Here is a 15,536-nt window from a genome sequence, read left to right as displayed (position 1 = left end):
TGATCGGAGACGCTCGCCATCACGTGGTGGCGGTGCACGGGGAGCCGTTGAGGGCGAAACCCGTCGCTCCGACGAGCGGGCTGTCGGTGACGAATCCGAAGCTTGCCGAACCGGCGGCCGGGATCACCGCGTTCCAGGAGGCGTTCACCGCCGTGGCCGCGGCGCCGGACTGGGTGACTGTGGAATTCCAGGACTGCGTGATCCGCTGGCCGCCCGGCAGGGACCAGGTCAGCGTCCAACCGTTGACCGGGACGGTGGAGGTGTTGCTGAGCGTCACGTCGAATTGGGCACCCGTACCCCAGTCACCGGTCTTGCGGTAGCTGACCGCGCAGTCTCCGCCCGCGGGACTGGTCGGCGCGGGCGTTGTCGGCGCGGCACTCGTCGGCGCGGGACTGGTCGGCGCGGGACTCGTCGGCGCGGGACTGGTCGGCGCGGGACTCGTCGGCGCGGGCGTGGGGGACGGGGTCGTGGTCAGCGCTGCGCCGAGGACCGGGGCCAGCCGGTCGGTGATGGCCTGGTGGCCGGCGTCGTTCGGGTGCACCGAGTCGCTCAGACCGCCGGACGGCAGCCAGCCGGTGGTGTCCACGTAGAACACTCCCGCGTCACCCGCGGCGTTACGCGCCCGCACCGCCGCCTCCGTCTCCGCCGCATAGCGACCGATGAACGTCCGCATGGCGAAGAGCTTGGCGTTCGGAAACCTGGCCCGGATCCTCGTGAGGAAGGTGGTGTACGTCGACTGGAAGGCCGCGGCGCTCACGCCGTGGCTCTTGTCGTTGGTGCCCAGGTTGACAACCACGCCGTCGGCCGCGTAGCGGGAGAAGTCCCACTGGTCGGTGCCGACCTGGCCACCGGACGACATCCAGTAGCGTGTCGACTGCGCCCAGCATCCATCTGTCGTCTCGGCCAGGCACATGCCACCGATCGCGATCTGGGTGTGGTCGTAGCCGAGCCTCTCACCGACCTTGAAGCCGTAGTCGGTCACGGCAAGCTGACTGCTCGTGGCGCCTGCGGTGATCGAGTCACCGACGAACTCGACAAGTTTGGGGCGGGCCGGCGGCTGGAACGTTCTCGCGCCCGAGTCGAGGATCAGCCCCTGGAAGACCGCGTCGCCGGTGTAGGAGCCGGCCACCTGCCGGTAGCTGACGATCAACGTGTGGTTGCCGGCGGCCAGGGCGGTCGGCGTCAGGTTGATCGTGCCGGAGCCGGTGAAGGACGTGAACGCCCTGCCGTCGATGCTGGCCCACAGCTGGATGGTGTTGCGCTGCCTGAGTTTCACCGTCTTGCCGGTGAATCCGACCCGCAGGTACGCGCCGGCCCAGTAGGGCACGTACGCCGAGGTGTTCGTCTTGTTCCACCGGCCGACGAAGCTGATGTTCGAGTCGGTCGGCGTGCCGTCACCGACCGCGGCCTGGGCGCTGAGGACTGGCAGACCTGCGGCGAGCACCCCGGCCGCGACGGCGATGAGCGCCGCGGTACGCGTCTTGGCCAGCGTGTTCACGAGTGCCGCGAGTCGGGTGCGCGGACGCACCAGACGATGACCATGTTCGAGGGAGCGAATCTTCGTCATCGGATCGGGTTCCAGCCGTCGTTGCCGGCCAGATAGGCGGTGGGTGTGTACTGGGTGGCGGTGGAGGCGCTCATCTGGGGCCGGTTGGCGTTGATGCCGGCGCCGGCCCCGGTGCTGCCGTACTCGGCGAACCGGGCGGTCCTCCACGAGAAGCCGGACATGTCGGTCCAGGGATCGGTGCGGATGTGTGCGCCCATCGTGACGCCCCGGTAGAGGACCTGCCCGCGGGCGTTGACGTCGCCGCTCGGGTGCCAGGGCCGGCCCAGATAGACGGTCCTGGCGGGAGCGTTGCTGGTCAGCGTGGTGCCCCAGAACAGGAAGCCGAACTTGTTGTTGATGTCGGTGGACGCGGCGGTGAGGTAGCCGTTGTTCGACGACGAGCCCCGGGTGAGCGAGTGCACCGTGCCGTTCTGGAAGACCATGGTGCCCCGGCCGAAGATGAAGTCGACGTCGCCCTCCACGTAGGAGTTTCGAACGTAGAGACGCCGGACCGTACTGACACTTGGTGCGTTGACCAGCAGGGTGTCCTGGTTGCCGAGAATGCGGACGTTGTCGAACTGCACCCGGTCGCCGGAGGTGTGCACGGCGACGGCCTGCTCGGCGTCGAGGTTGTTCGCGGCCTCGTTGAAGTCGTTCGACATGGTCAGATTCTTGATCGTGGTGTCGTTGGCGTTGACGAAGACCGAGGCGCTGCCGGACGTGCCGTACGTACCGCCACCGGGCTTGGTCTGGCCGGAGGCGTGCCCTTCGACGATCACCACCTGGGCGGCGGAGCCGCCGGCGCCGGCCAACGTGAGGTGGGGCTTGTTGGCGGGAATGGTGACCACACCCCGGTAGGTGCCGGGTTTGATGGTGATGGTGACCGGAACGCCGTTGTTCGCCGCGACACTGTCGATCGCCGCCTGCACTGTCGTGTAGTTGCCGCTGCCGTCGGCGGCCACGGTGATGGTCGTGGCCGCGGACGCGGGAGAGGCCATCGGAACTGCGGCGGCGAGCGCGCACACCGTCACCGCCGCCACCGAGCGCAAGCGAAGAATCCTGCCGGATGTGGTCATAAGCGTTCTCCGATCCCACAGGCCCTCCGCCGAAGGTCACGCAGGCCGGCAGACGACGACATAAGTTAACGCTAACATCGACAAACGGAAATATAAAGATGGGTACGACCAGGCCCTGGATCGTCCGGGATCGACGCGGACGAGGACCCGCGCGGCTCCACGTGCCCACCAGCGCACCCGCCTCCGGCACGCGGCCTAGCAGGCGGTGTTCTGCCTCGGCAGGTGCCCGTGCACCAGGTACGCGGTGACCATGCCGGTCAGGCAGGCGTTGGCCTGACCACTGAGCAGAGGCACGTGTGTCTGCTTGTCCACGGTGACCAGCCGGGAGCCGGTGATGGACCGGGCCGTCGCGATCGAGTTGGCCGGCGGCACCGAGGCATCGCGCCGCGCGGCGACGACGAGCGCCGCCGGCGCCCGGTTGCTGGCAAGCGGCGGGGTGTTGTCCTGACTGACCGACCAGAAGGCGCAAGGATTGATGTTGGCCATCGACGGGCCGAAGACGGGATAGCGGGCGCCGAGGCGGGCCAGGTCGTGGCGGTAGGTCGCCAGGTCGCGCGGCCACGCGTTGTCGCCGCAGCGGAAGGCCATGTTGACCGCTGTGTGGTTGTCCGCCGGCACGCCCGGGGTCCCGGGCAGGGCGGCCGGTCGCGGGTCGAGTGGGATCGGCGGCGGCGTGCGGGCGAGGATGGCGGCCAGGTTGGTCGCGACCACCGGCCACAGATGCTCGAAGTACGTCGCGATGACCGTCAGGGAGCCAAGCTCGCCGGTGGTCCAGGCGTGATCTCCGGCCACGATCGGCTCGATCGCCGCCTCGGCGAAAGCCTGTCTCAGGGTTTCCGCGACCTCGGGCGGTGTCGCGCCGAGCCCGAACGCCGCGCTGTTCTCGGCGAGGTACGCGGTGAAAGCGGCGTAGTTCTCCTCGAAGGCCGGGATCCGGTTCAACTCGTAGGGACGCCAGGCGAGGTCGTAGTTGACCGGGCTGTCCAGCACGAACCGGTCCACCCGGTGCGGGAAGAGTGTGCCGTACGCGACGCCGAGCATCGCCGCGTACGAGCCCCCGAGGAAGGACAGCTTCCGCTCGCCCAGGCTTGCCCGGATGACGTCCATGTCGCGGGCGGCCTGTGCGGTAGTGGCGAACGGCAGCGCCCAGCCGGCGTGCCGGGCGCAGGCGCGGGCGTACTCGCGAGCTTCGGCGGCGGTGTCCTTCAGGGATTGGTATGTCGCGGTGCGCACCCAGTAGCCGCCCGGCTCCTCCTCCGGCTGGCCACAGGTGATCGGAGTACTGCGTTCGACGAAGCGCATGTCGAACCCGACGATGTCGTACCGGGCGCGCACCGCGGGATCGACGATGGCGGCGAGGTTCAGCGGCTCGGGGACACCGGCACCACCCGGCCCGCCGCCCGTGGTCATCAGCACACCGCGGCGAAGCGCCGGGTCGGTCGCGGGGAGGCGAGAGATCATGATGTCGATCGTTGGGCCGGCTGGCCGCGCATTGTCGAGCGGCACCTGGACGGTGGCGCAGCGCAGGCGCGTGTCATCGACACCTGGGCAGGCCCGCCACGAGAGGGTCGCCCCGCTGGCCGCTCGGGCTGGGGCGACGGTCATGGCCAGACAAGCGACAACGACAGCGGCTATCGCGCGCATTCACGCCCCCCGAGAATCGATTCGCGTTAATCTATGTTGTACACGCTAGGGCGCAGGTCCCCCCACCGCAACGTGGCTCTTCGGCGCCGCTCCGCGCGCCCCTGGTCGCCGCTCGCTCGGTAGCTGGATCGGTCCGGGCTCGCCCGGCTCCGCTCGCCCCGCCGCGGGCCGGCCAGGGGCTCTGACACAGACCTAGGGCTGGACGTCGTTGGAAAAGTTGATCCGGACTCCCGTGTTGCGGTATCCGGCGCGACCGAAAGCGGCCGCCATAGGCGCATTGCCCATGTCGGTGGTGGCGGTGATGCGCGACTCCCCGTTGGTCGCGTGCAGGCGGGTGATCTCGGCGAGCACCTCGTCCACGTAGCCGCGCCCGCGGAACTCCGGCACCACCCCGAGATAGCCGACGTTCACGTTGTACGGGGTCGCGGAGGGAATCGCCATGCCCGCCACCTCGCCCTCGCGCGTGTAGGCGATCCGCCACCACTCCCGCTTGCCCGGCGCCGCGAGATAGAAGTCCATTTCTTCCTGCGCGGCCGCGTCCACACCCTTGAGGGCCAGGGTCGCACGGGTCTGGGCATCCAGGCTGCCCTCGGCGATTCTCCTGAACAACCCGAGGAAATCCTCGTCGGAGGCTTCGGTGAACCGCAGCCTGCCGGCCGCTGGGGGCACCCCGTCGGCGGGTGCCCACTCGAACTGCAACCGCTCCACCTCGCGGGTGAGGCCCGCCGCATCCGCCGCCGCCCGCCGCCACCTGACGGCCGCCAAGGTGGCCGGGTCGTCACGCCAGCCACCGGTGACCTTGATCCTGTACTGCACCGGCTTCGGGAACCCGGCCAGCGCGGCCCTGATCAGCTCGGCGGCGACGGCGACGCGGTCGCCCACGGCTGGATCCACGTCGAGGCAGTCGAGCGCGACCGGATGCGGGCTGCCCTTCGGCCCCCACCACAATGCCCGTCCCACGACCTGGCCGTCGTGCTCGGCGATCCATGTCCATTCCGGCCGGTACATGTCCTCGGCCAGTTCGGCCCGGTAACGGTCGGCGGGGATCCACCCAACGGGCTCGGTCACGATCCACGGGGTCACGCGGTCGAGGTCCGCGGGGGCGATGGCGCGGTAGGAGATCACGTGCAGAGGCTAGCTCCAGTGCCTCTGGCCCAGGTCCCTGCGGACTCAAGCGGATCTCTGAGGAGGGCCGGGGCTCGGGGCGGAGCCCTGAGCGGAAGTGCTACTCAGCGTCAATATCTTCGTCAGTCTCGACGGCGTCGTGCAAGGACCCGGAAATCCCGACGAGGACCGCTCCGGCGGCTTCGACCGTGGCGGGTGGCTCGTCCCGCACGCCTCGACTGACAACGGCGCTCGACCGGCTTCGAGGCCCTGATCTCCGGCTAGGTGTTCTGTGCATAGACGTTGGCGACGGGTCGGATCCGCGTCAATCGCAGTAGGAGGAGTCGACCCCGCCGGGTCGGTGCTTGGGCAGGTTCTCGTCACTGGCGGCCAGGTCGGCGTCATACGCCACCTGCCAACGACTCCGGTCCGGCCCGGCATTGTCCGGGTCGCTCAGGAACTCCTCGATGCCTTGAGCGAGCAGGTGACACAGTCGTGAGTCATCCTTGCGCGTGCCGACACCGTATTTCTCATCGTGGATCGGCGAGCTCTGGTGCTCCCAGAACACGGGGCCGGCCGCCATGTCCGGGTACTTGGCTTTCGAGTAGGCCCGCAGGATCGTTTCGTCGGTGATGGCGCCGAGGATGGGGTCGTCGCTCTTTCCGAACCTGTCGAAACAATCCGACTGGTCCAGGACTCGGCCCTGGCCCCGCATGTAATCCGGTGCTGTCGTGCCCTTGCTCAAGCAGATCCGGTCAGAGGGAAAGGCGTTCGGATGTTCGCGTGCGAACGTCGGATCGTCCTTGTAATACTGGTTGAGTTTGACCTCGGAGTACATGACGCCCGATTGGTCGAGGAAATACGGCCCGGCGAAGTTCACCACCTCGCGACGCTTCTTGGTCGGATCGACCGAACTGATCCCGTCCATGGAGAAGTTGGCGACCACCAGATCGACCTCCCCGTCCACCAGCGCCCGCTCCCGCTGGTCCGGGGTCAAGGGCTTGAAGACCGGGGAGAAGTGGTATTTTTCGGCCAGGAAGTTTACCAACCGCACGTCGAAGCCGGTGGCGTCGCTCGCCGAGCAGAAACCGGGGCAGTTGCTCCAGCCGGGCAGAATACCGTTGATCCCGACCGACACATCGCCACGCAGATAGAAGAATGCTTCGTATTTGTTGACCGTGGCTATCGCACCGGCGCTGAGCACGAGTGACACTGCCAGTGGTCCCAGCTTGCGGAGAAGGGCTCGCTTCACGGTCGACCTTCCAGGTCCGTCTCCGGTAGGGCCGCGGGAAAAAGCGCGGACGAAGCCACTGCTCCCAGATATCCGATCACCGCGACGGGTACGGCCGCGACAGCCGCGTACAGCAGGTACCAGTCGAGCCACCACAGCACGAGGACGCAGCCCGCCGCCGCGACGACACCCGCGGCGATCCACCATGCGTAGGTCAGCTGAGCCAGAAACCGTCTCGGGTAGTTGGCGGAGACCTCGCCCACGTTGATCTCGACGAGGAGCGCCTCTGCGCGCGCAGCGATCATCTTGCTGTCGTCGTGGCGGAGTGCGGCAACCGCCTCTCTGATCAGGCTTTGCACCACCGGGTTCGCGGCGGCGTACGAGGTCGCCAAATCGTTCAGGGCGGTCAGCCGGGTGGGGGTGTCAGCATGCTCGGTCAGAGTCGTCAGTGCCGGGGGCATCCGGTGGGACTCATGGGCGCGATTGGACACCAGCGCCAGCCCGTCGATGTTCTCCGACCGGTGCAACGACGGCCTCGGCATCGCACTCGATGCCAGCTCGCGCTCAAGATGGGGAAAGATATCAGAGATTGACAGCAGTGGACCGGTGCCGTCGACCCCGCGGTTCAACAGCCTGATCAAGGCGCCGGTGAAGGCGGTGTGACGACCACCTTTGGGTGCCACGGCCCGATGGTTCGGTCCGACGGCCGCCAGGGTGGCGGTGCCGAAGATCTCCAGATGCTCCGCCCCCATCGCCTCGGGCGCGGCCAGGCCCGCGTAACACGTATCGATGACCACGATGCGCAGCGGAGCCGGACTCTGCCGCACGATGCGGCGGATGTCGTCGAAGGCCAGTGACCAATATCGCCATGCCGGGTGGTTCCGGTCGGTCTTGGGCAGAGCGATGAACAGTTCGTTGCCCACCGCGTCGCCACGCACCGCGTGGGAGGAGAGGTATACGAGCAGAACGTCCGTCGCGTCTTGAGCCGCCGCATGGAGCCGCGTGAGGATATCGTCCGGACCGGTGGCATCCTCACCAAAAATCTTGGTGCACCGGCTGGGAAGAAAGCCGCCATAGTTGGCATCGGTCAGCACACTCGCCAGGTCATGTATGTTGTTCCGAACGGCGCTCAACGGATGATCGGCGAATTCGCCCTGGAATTGGGAGGTGCCGATCAGGACCAGTTGTGACTTCTCAGGAACCGGCAGGCGCATCGTCTTCCTCCGCCGAGCGAATCTGCTTCGTCGGACTGGAGCTGGTCTCCGCACGCAGGAAGAGCTTCGTCAACTCAACTGCATCGGTGGTCCGATTGACCTTGACCTCCTGCGATCCGCCGGATCTGGTGGTGATCTTCAGGACGATGTCCGAACCGCGGCGGTTATCGCGCACTGCCAGGTACTCACAGATGGACTTGGCCAGGACCGAGGCAGCAGCAAGCGAGGCGACGATGAAATATTCCGCTCCCATCGTTTCGGACGGAATGTCGCCGGGACGGAGCTTCATCTGCGCCCGGAGATCTTCTTCCCGCTCCAGCCATGCCCAGAGGGCGCTCGTTTCGTCCGAGGCGGCCTCGTCTGTTGCCGTGATCATCAAGTCCACGTTGCCAACTTCCCGTTCGACTCGGCGGTGGGCTGCGCCACTCCGTCAGGGGACGCGTGCTGGAGGAGGCTACCTTCTTAACCCAGCCCGTGTCGGCACACATCGCAGTCATATTTCAATCATTGCCAAAGGCGGGGGAAGCTGTTGTTCCGGATCTCGCACAATGATCGACACGCTGACGTCCGGTACGCCGTGCCAAACCTGTTGCATTATGGTGACCTTGGTGGACGTGACTCTCCCGCAGGGAGACGCGCTCAGCCAAGCGGAGCGGCGTACCGGTTGAGTAGATTGGCCGCGATGCCATCGCGGACGGCCTCCCAGGATGCTCGTCACCAGTGGGAGACGCAGATCTTCCAGCGCATGGCGGACGGCACCGCGAGGCGTCACCCGCCAAGCGCGTCATTGGGTGGCCGCAGGGCCTCGGCCCTCCAGGGTTATGTCCGGTTGACGTGTCAGCACTCGGAGAACAGCCCCTAGCCGCACGGTGCGCGAAATGCCGCGCTGAGGCGAGGCGAGGCGAGGCGAACAAGCTGATGCAACCGTGAGCAGTCACCGAGCAGTCAGGCGTCCACAAGGGACAGCAAGCAAAAGAGCCTGGCCCGCGTCTCCGCAGGTCAGGCTCTTTTGATCTTGTGCGCCCGAAGGGACTCGAACCCCTAACCTTCTGATCCGTAGTCAGATGCTCTATCCATTGAGCTACGGGCGCTCGCTCGTGCTCAGCCAGTCTACACACCCGGCTTTCGCGCGGAGACTCCGGGATTCGAACCCGGGAGGGGCTTTAAGACCCCAACCGCATTAGCAGTGCGGCGCCATAGACCAGACTAGGCGAAGTCTCCCCGGTGATCCGCAGACCACCGCGCCCGAGAATACAGGTCGCCCCCCACTGGGAGCAAAACGACTTCCGGGGTACGCCCACCGCAGCCGCCCGCCCCCGTGTTTCGGCGCTGTGCGGCGGCGTGATCGGGACTACGCTCCATCGATATGCAGGAGCAGCCGCCGAGCGAGTCGACCCGTCGAGAGCCTGCTGAACGGGCGCGTCGGCGCTCCCCGCGGCCCACCTTCACACCGCCGACCGCCGCCGAACAACCCGAGAAGGCAGCGGCACCACCGGCGCCCGCTCCGGCGAGCCCGCGCCCTCGACGGGCCAAGTCCGCCCCGGCGGTGCTCTTCCAGCCACCGGAGCCGGACCGCCCGCTACCTCGGCAGCCGGACCGCTTGTCGCCCTCGCCGAGCGCCCCGCCGACCACCGATCAGGCCGGCCCGCCCGACCAGGCCCCGCCCGCCACCGACCAGGCCGGCCCGACCGGGCAAGCCCCGCCCGCCACCGACCAGGCCGGCACACCGGAAACGACCCCTGCCGCCGAACAGGCCAGCCCACCGGCAGGCGGCCGGCAACCATCCACCGCACCGCCGGCCCGCACGCCGACGGCCCGCGCCACCCCTCGTAAGGCCAGCGCCCGGAAGACCGCGACGTCGACCGCCACGGCCCCGGCCGGCCCCGCAGTCGCCGGCACGACGGACGGCCCGACCGGGCAAGCGCCAACCCCGACCGAGCAACCCACGACCCCGTCCAGCGCGACGACCGCCCCGACCAGGCGGGCCGCGCCGCCCAAGACAGCCGCGCCGACCAAGAGCGCCACGCCAACCAAGAGCGCCGCAAAGAAAGCCGCGCCGACCAAGAGCGCCGCCCCGGCCAAGAAAGCCACCCCGACCAAGCGGGCCGCGCCGACCAAGACAGCCGCCCCAACCGAGGAGGCGACCAACCCGGCCACACAGGCCGCCACCCCGGCCAGTCACACTGCCTCGACGGCCAGACGCGCCGCGACCCCGCCCCGAAGCGCCCCAGCCTCGGAGACCACCTCAACGCCACAGACCACGGCGACCCCACCCCAGAGCGCCCCACCCACCGAAACCACCCCAGCAACACCGACCGCGGCCATCCCAGCGCTGGTCGGTGACCCGGTGCCGGGGCGTACCCCGGAATCGGAGTTGCGGGCGGTCGCCGCCCGCGTGCTCGATCATCCGGGCTTCGCGCCGGAGCTGTTGGCGCTGGCGGCGGTGCGGTCGCTCGGGCCCGGCGCGGCCGACTGGGCCGCGCGGGTGCGCGACAGGTATCCGGACGCTCCGGCGGACGGTCTGGCCCGGCTGGTGACCCGGCGGTATGTGCGGGCGGCGGGTGCGGGTGGGGCGACCGCGGCGCTGGCCGGGTTCTTCGCGCCGCTCGCCGAGTTGGCCTCGGTGTCGTGGACGCAGGCGAACCTGGTGTTGCACCTGGCTGCGGTGTACGGCAAGGATCCCGCGCATCCCGATCGGGCCGTCGAGCTGCTGGTGCTGACCCAGGTGCATCCGGACGCGGGCAGCGCACGGGAGGCCCTGGCCGCGGCGCAGACGGCGGGCGATCCGGTCGAGGGGGCCTGGCCGCGGGCTGCGGAGGCGGCCTGGCGGTTGGCCGCGCCGCTCACCGCGCAGGCCGGTGGCTGGGTGGCGTTGCGGCTGGTGGCCCGGCTGTTGCCCGGCGCGGCGGTGCTCGCGGCGGCGCTCGGTGACGCGGCGGCGGCCGACCGGCTCGCGGCCCGGACGGTGGCGGTCTACCGGCCGCGCTGACCGGTCAGAGCCAGTCGAACCACTCCCGGGGCAGCGACGCGTAGCCGACGAAGGCGACGACGTCGAGCAGGGTGTGCGCGATGATCAGCGGCAGCACCCGCCGGGTGCGCAGGTAGAAGAGGCTGAAGATCACGCCCATCACCGCGTTGCCGACGAACGCGCCGAAGCCCTGGTAGAGGTGGTACGAGCCGCGCAGCAGCGCGCTGGCCGCGATGATCGCGGCGAGCCGCCACTGGAGTTGGCGCAGCCGGGTGACCAGGTAGCCGACCACTATCACCTCCTCCAGCACGGCGTTCTGCACGGCGGCGAGGATCAGCACCGGGATCGCCCACCAGACCGGCGGCAGCGCGGCCGGCACCAGCGTGGCGTTGAGGCCGAGCTGGGCCGCGACGAAGAACAGCGCCAGCCCGGGCAGGCCGATCAGCGCCGCCAGGCCGGCGCCGCGGGCCAGATCCTGGCCGGGCCGCCGGGCGTCCACGCCGAGGGTCCGCGCCGGGTCGCCGGGGTCACGGCTGAGCAGGTGTACGGCGAGCAGCACCGGAAGCAGCGCGAACACGATGCCGAGCAGTTGGTACGTGAGGTCCAGCCAGGGCCGGGGCGACGCTGAGGTGTTCAGCGAGGCGGTCTGTTTGGAGAGCGGACCCTCGGCGGTCAACTTCGCGATGATCGAGACCAGCGCGTAGACCGCCGACTGGCCGAGGGACAGGCCGAGGACCAGCAGTGTTTCGGTGCCCAGCAGGCGGCGGGACACCGGGCGGGTCAGCGCAACTGTCACCGCACCACTCTGCCCGACGACGGGTACCTGTGACACGACTGACCGGCCAGCATGAGCCGATCGCACATTCTGTGCGACCGGTCGACACGCTCCGTGGAGATTCTGTCGGTGCCCGATCCGCTGCCGACTGGAGGAGGAGCGCCCGTGGACAACCTCGCACGGTTGCTGAAGGAGAGCTGGACCTTGGTCGAGGACGATCGGGCTCGGTTGAGCGCCCACTTCTACGCCCGGGTGTTCCTGCTCGACCCGGCCCTGCGGCACCTCTTTCCGGTGCAGATGAGCGGCCAGGGCGACCGGCTCCTGGAAGCGATCATCACGGCGATCCACTCGGTCGACGACCCGGAGAGCTTCGACGAGTTCCTCCGGGCGTTGGGCCGCGACCACCGGAAGTACCACGTCGACGAGCGGCACTACGCGACGATGGGCGTCGCGCTGCTGGACGCGCTGCGCAGCATCGCCGGAGACGGCTGGAACCTGGAGTACGACCAGGCGTGGCGGGAGGCGTACGGTGCGGTCGCCGCGTTGATGGTGGCCGGGGCGACAGACGACGACGGCCCGCCGTTCTGGCACGCGGAGGTGCTGACCCACAAGCGGTACGGCCCGGACACCGCCGTGCTGACCTGCCGGGCGTTGCAGCATCCACTGCGTTGGAAGGCCGGGCAGTACGTCAGCCTGGAGGTGCCACGCCACCATCCCAGGGAGTGGCGGAACTACTCGGTGGCGAACGCCCCGAACGACGACAACGTGCTGGAGTTCCACGTGCGGTCGCCGGGGGCCGGTTGGGTGTCCGGCGCGCTGGTGCGTCGGGTGCGGCCGGGTGACCTGCTCCGCCTGGCGGCGCCGATGGGGTCGATGACCCTGGACCGCACCTCGGAACGGGACATCCTCTGTGTGGCCGGCGGGGTCGGCCTGGCACCGATCAAGGCGCTGGTGGAGGAGTTGGCCACCTGCAACCGCGCCCGCTGGGTGCACGTCTTCTACGGTGCGCGACAGGCAGCCGACCTGTACGGCCTGGCCGGGTTGCGGGAGTTGGTCGCCGCACACCCGTGGTTGTCGGTCACCGCGGCGTGCAGCGAGGACCCGGACTTCGACGGTGAGCTGGGCGACATCCCGGATGTGGTGGCCCGGTACGGCCCGTGGACCACGCACGACTGCTACGTCTCCGGCTCGGCCCGGATGGTCCGGTCCACCCTGCGGGTGCTCGCCGCGGACGAGGTGCCGCCGCCGCACATCCGCTACGACACCTTTGGTGACCTCTAGACGTTCCTCCCCCCACACCGGGGCGCGTGCCCCCGCCCCCTGGGGCACGCGCCCCGGTCCCTTCCTGGTCAGTAGCGCCAGGGGTGCCCGGTCTCGCGGTATTCCTCGACCGGCACCAGCGGCACGCCGGGTGCCATCCGGTCGACGTAGAGCCGGCCCTCCAGGTGGTCGATCTCGTGAGCGACGAGCCGAGCCATGCCGAACTCGAACGACGTGATGATCCGGCTGCCGTCCCACTGGGCGTGCTCCACGTCCAGGCGCAGCGGCCGGGGCACCAGACCTCGGTGATCGAAGAAGGACAGGCAACCCTCGTACTGCTCGTCGGTGTCCGTGGCGGCGTCGACCACCCGGGGGTTGAGCAGCACGACCGGCTCGGCCGACCGGTCCGGGGGCCGCACGACTGCCGCGGCCCGACCGATGCCGAACTGTGGGGCGGCGACGCCCACCCCCTTGTTGAACGGGTGCAGCTCGTCGAGCCGGGCCAGGGCCGTGGTGAGCCGGTCGACGACGTCCCGCGCGACCTGCTCCTCCGCTGGCAGGTCGAACGGGCGGGCGGGCTGGCGGAGCAGGTCGGCGCCGCGCTGGACGATGCCGAGGCCGCGCATCCGGTCGCTGGGCCGCACCCGGACACCGCCGGGGCCGGGGTCTGGTTCGGTGTCCGGACGGGCACGGAAGCGCCACTGCATCCGGTAGCGGGCGTTCAGCGGCGGGTCGTCGGTCTGCCATTCGTAGATCGCCCGGTCACCCTCGTCGTGCCGTTGCGGTGCCGTCCGCAGCGGGCCTTCCTCCGCGGAGAGCGAGGTCTCCTCGCCCCAGACCTGCGGGTCGAGCGCGGTGGGCAGGTCCAGGCGTACGGCGAGGTGTCGGGTGGGTAGCCGGACGGCCCGCTGGAACCAGGGCCCCCACTTCTCGTGCCCGACGCTGTACGCGTACTCGATGGTGGCCCGGTCGCCCGGATAGAGCGGGAAGCGCCGTTCGCCGTTCTCGAAGAGCAGCCAGATCTCCTTGAACGCGTCCCGGTCGTGCTTGGCTCGCCAGTGCATCGGCTCCGGGTCGCCGCTGCCGTCGTCTCGATGGGCCTGTAGTTGCAGCTCGGCGAACGTGAGCTGGTGCTCCCGGTGGTGTCGGTTGGAGCGGCCGGGATCGTTGGGGAAGCGGTCGACGGCGACCCGGACCAGGTAACGGGTGACCGGCTCGGTCCCCGCGTTGTACAGCTCACGGTGGATGACGCACCGGTAGCCGGCGTCGGTGTGGGTGAGGGTGGCGAGTTCCCGTTCCACGACGAGGCCGGTGCCGGGCGGCAGCCACTGGCCGGGCTGGTGCGACTCGCGGTGCGGCTGACCGCTGCGGGCGTGCCGCAGGTCGTCGTACTCCCGGAAGCGCTGCCAGATCGCGCCGTTGGCTTCCAGGACGGCCTCGGCGCGGCGGGCGAAGTCCTCGGTCGGACGGTGCCGGCGCCCTTCGACGTGGCTCACGTAGGACGGGTCGAACCCCATGAGAACTGCCAGTTGTTTCTTGGACAGCCCACGCCCGGTCCGTTGGCGGGCGAGCTCGGCCGCGAAGGATTCGGCAGCCCGTTCGAGGGGTGAGGTCGTCATCAGCTTCCTCGCGGCCGGGGCATTAAGTTTCACGTTCTGTGCGTGAGCGCACACGCATCTGGCATGTTTTCGACACACCGCTTGACAATTCACCGATGACCATCGATCGTGCGGTTCCGTTTCCCAGGGCCGACTCCGGGTAGTACGCGAAGCGCTACCCCCGTCGGACGTGGGGCCATCTGCGTCCAAGGTGAGGCTTCCCTTACGGCCGAGGGGATGGTTAGGCTAGCCTTAGCTCAGGACGGCACTGGTTCGTCCGCCGGGGCGCACTCCTCGGTCACGCAGACGGGGGATGACTCAGGTGACAGCGGTGATGCCGAGGCGGGACGCCATCGCCACGCCACTCGCCTCCGTCACCGCGGCGCTGCGGGCCATGTTCGGCACCGACGATGTTCCCGGGCTGGCCCGGGGCCTGGTCGTCGATGACGAGTTCGGCTGGGCGCCCGCCACCACCCTGCTCGACGGCAGTCGGCTGCCGGAGCTGCTGCGCGGCGCCGCCGTCCGCTGGGGTGGCACCCCGCACGCGTGCGCCGCGCTGGCCTGGAAGTCGTACAGCTACTGGGCCGCGCTGCCGGTCGTGCTCGGCTGGGCCTCCGCCCGGCGGGTGCCGCTGCTCTATCCGGCCGACATGCTGATCCACTTCGAGGACCACCGGCAGTTGCTCACCATGGGCCTGCGTCGCGGCACCGCTGTCGCGGTGTTGCCGAACGACCCGTTGGCGCTCGCCGGCCTGCCGGAGGTGCGGGTCGTGGCCGACGAGGCGGAGCTGCTGGGCGCACTGCGTGCCTCCCTGCTCGACGCCCACCTCGTACCGCTCATCACGGCGATCCAGTCGGAGGTCCGGGTGGGCACCCGGACGCTGCTCGGCTCGGTCGCCTCCGGCATCGCGCACGGCATCCTGCGGGCCGCGGACGGCCTGCCCGGCTCAACGGTGCAGAGCATCGACACCCTGCTCGGCGCGCTCGACCTGGCCGATCTGATCGAGCTGGTGCCGGGGCCGACAGGTGAGCCGACAGTGCAGCGGCGCACCTGCTGCCTCGCCTTCACCCTGCCCCGCCCGAAGGTCTGCCAGGGCTGCTGCGTCCGCTAGCCGCTCGTC

At 69.4% G+C, this 15,536-nt stretch carries 12 protein-coding genes, 2 tRNA genes and 1 pseudogene; 4 read left to right on the top strand and 11 right to left on the bottom strand.

Translation table 11 applies throughout. The features are described 5' to 3' along the window. Positions 1-19 precede the first annotated feature (19 nt). The 4 genes from AB0A95_RS16910 to AB0A95_RS16895 form a co-directional block, all read right to left on the bottom strand. Positions 20-1,567: a cellulose binding domain-containing protein gene (locus AB0A95_RS16910; RefSeq protein ID WP_357556643.1), complete on the bottom strand. Its 1,548-nt coding sequence runs from the start codon at positions 1,565-1,567 to the stop codon at positions 20-22. After that, positions 1,564-2,586 carry a pectinesterase family protein gene (locus AB0A95_RS16905; RefSeq protein ID WP_357556676.1) on the bottom strand — a complete coding sequence of 341 codons (1,023 nt, stop codon included), beginning with the start codon at positions 2,584-2,586 and terminating at the stop codon, positions 1,564-1,566. Before AB0A95_RS16905 ends, AB0A95_RS16910 begins: the two co-directional genes overlap by 4 nt. Before the next feature lie 231 nt (positions 2,587-2,817). Next, positions 2,818-4,083 carry an alpha/beta fold hydrolase gene (locus AB0A95_RS16900; RefSeq protein WP_357556642.1) on the bottom strand — a complete coding sequence of 422 codons (1,266 nt, stop codon included), beginning with the start codon at positions 4,081-4,083 and terminating at the stop codon, positions 2,818-2,820. Positions 4,084-4,458: 375 nt separating this feature from the next. Next, positions 4,459-5,391: a GNAT family N-acetyltransferase gene (locus AB0A95_RS16895; RefSeq protein WP_357556641.1), complete on the bottom strand. Its 933-nt coding sequence runs from the start codon at positions 5,389-5,391 to the stop codon at positions 4,459-4,461. A gap of 97 nt (positions 5,392-5,488) precedes the next feature. Between AB0A95_RS16895 and AB0A95_RS16890 the strand changes: the two are divergent. Further along, positions 5,489-5,602: pseudogene (locus AB0A95_RS16890) on the top strand (dihydrofolate reductase); the annotation flags it as partial. Positions 5,603-5,695: 93 nt separating this feature from the next. On the opposite strand, the gene AB0A95_RS16885 reads toward AB0A95_RS16890, so the two are convergent. The 5 genes from AB0A95_RS16885 to AB0A95_RS16865 form a co-directional block, all read right to left on the bottom strand. Further along, positions 5,696-6,583, bottom strand: a complete 888-nt coding sequence (locus tag AB0A95_RS16885; RefSeq protein WP_357556640.1) for a transporter substrate-binding domain-containing protein — start codon at positions 6,581-6,583, stop codon at positions 5,696-5,698. Between the two features lie 35 nt (positions 6,584-6,618). Further along, on the bottom strand, positions 6,619-7,815 hold the full coding sequence (locus AB0A95_RS16880) for a caspase family protein (RefSeq protein ID WP_357556639.1): 1,197 nt from the start codon (positions 7,813-7,815) through the stop codon (positions 6,619-6,621). Then, positions 7,796-8,191: a hypothetical protein gene (locus AB0A95_RS16875; protein ID WP_357556675.1), complete on the bottom strand. Its 396-nt coding sequence runs from the start codon at positions 8,189-8,191 to the stop codon at positions 7,796-7,798. The genes AB0A95_RS16880 and AB0A95_RS16875 overlap by 20 nt, the downstream gene beginning before the upstream one ends. A 642-nt stretch (positions 8,192-8,833) precedes the next feature. Then, a tRNA-Arg gene (locus tag AB0A95_RS16870) sits at positions 8,834-8,906 on the bottom strand. A 39-nt stretch (positions 8,907-8,945) separates the two neighbouring features. Beyond that, positions 8,946-9,036, bottom strand: a tRNA-Ser gene (locus AB0A95_RS16865). A 145-nt stretch (positions 9,037-9,181) separates the two neighbouring features. Here AB0A95_RS16865 and AB0A95_RS16860 point away from each other — a divergent pair. Then, positions 9,182-10,804, top strand: coding sequence for a hypothetical protein (locus tag AB0A95_RS16860; protein ID WP_357556638.1), 1,623 nt, complete (start codon positions 9,182-9,184; stop codon positions 10,802-10,804). Between the two features lie 4 nt (positions 10,805-10,808). Here AB0A95_RS16860 and AB0A95_RS16855 read toward each other — a convergent pair whose 3' ends face one another. Then, positions 10,809-11,579, bottom strand: a complete 771-nt coding sequence (locus tag AB0A95_RS16855; RefSeq protein ID WP_357556637.1) for a CPBP family intramembrane glutamic endopeptidase — start codon at positions 11,577-11,579, stop codon at positions 10,809-10,811. 144 nt (positions 11,580-11,723) lie between these two features. On the opposite strand from AB0A95_RS16855, the gene AB0A95_RS16850 reads away from it, so the two are divergent. Continuing rightward, entirely contained in the window at positions 11,724-12,839 is a 1,116-nt protein-coding gene (locus AB0A95_RS16850; RefSeq protein WP_357556636.1) for a globin domain-containing protein, read from the top strand. Between the two features lie 68 nt (positions 12,840-12,907). Here the strand turns inward: AB0A95_RS16850 and AB0A95_RS16845 are convergent, their stop codons facing one another. Next, positions 12,908-14,437 (bottom strand): peptide deformylase, encoded by a 1,530-nt coding sequence (locus AB0A95_RS16845; RefSeq protein ID WP_357556635.1) that lies wholly within the window; start codon positions 14,435-14,437, stop codon positions 12,908-12,910. Between the two features lie 313 nt (positions 14,438-14,750). On the opposite strand from AB0A95_RS16845, the gene AB0A95_RS16840 reads away from it, so the two are divergent. Next, positions 14,751-15,527: a hypothetical protein gene (locus AB0A95_RS16840; protein ID WP_357556674.1), complete on the top strand. Its 777-nt coding sequence runs from the start codon at positions 14,751-14,753 to the stop codon at positions 15,525-15,527. The last annotated feature ends 9 nt before the right edge of the window (positions 15,528-15,536 follow it).

It is taken from the genome of Micromonospora sp. NPDC049230, assembly GCF_040647875.1.
GTDB lineage: Bacteria > Actinomycetota > Actinomycetes > Mycobacteriales > Micromonosporaceae > Micromonospora.
This window is presented reverse-complemented; position numbering and strand designations above follow the sequence as displayed.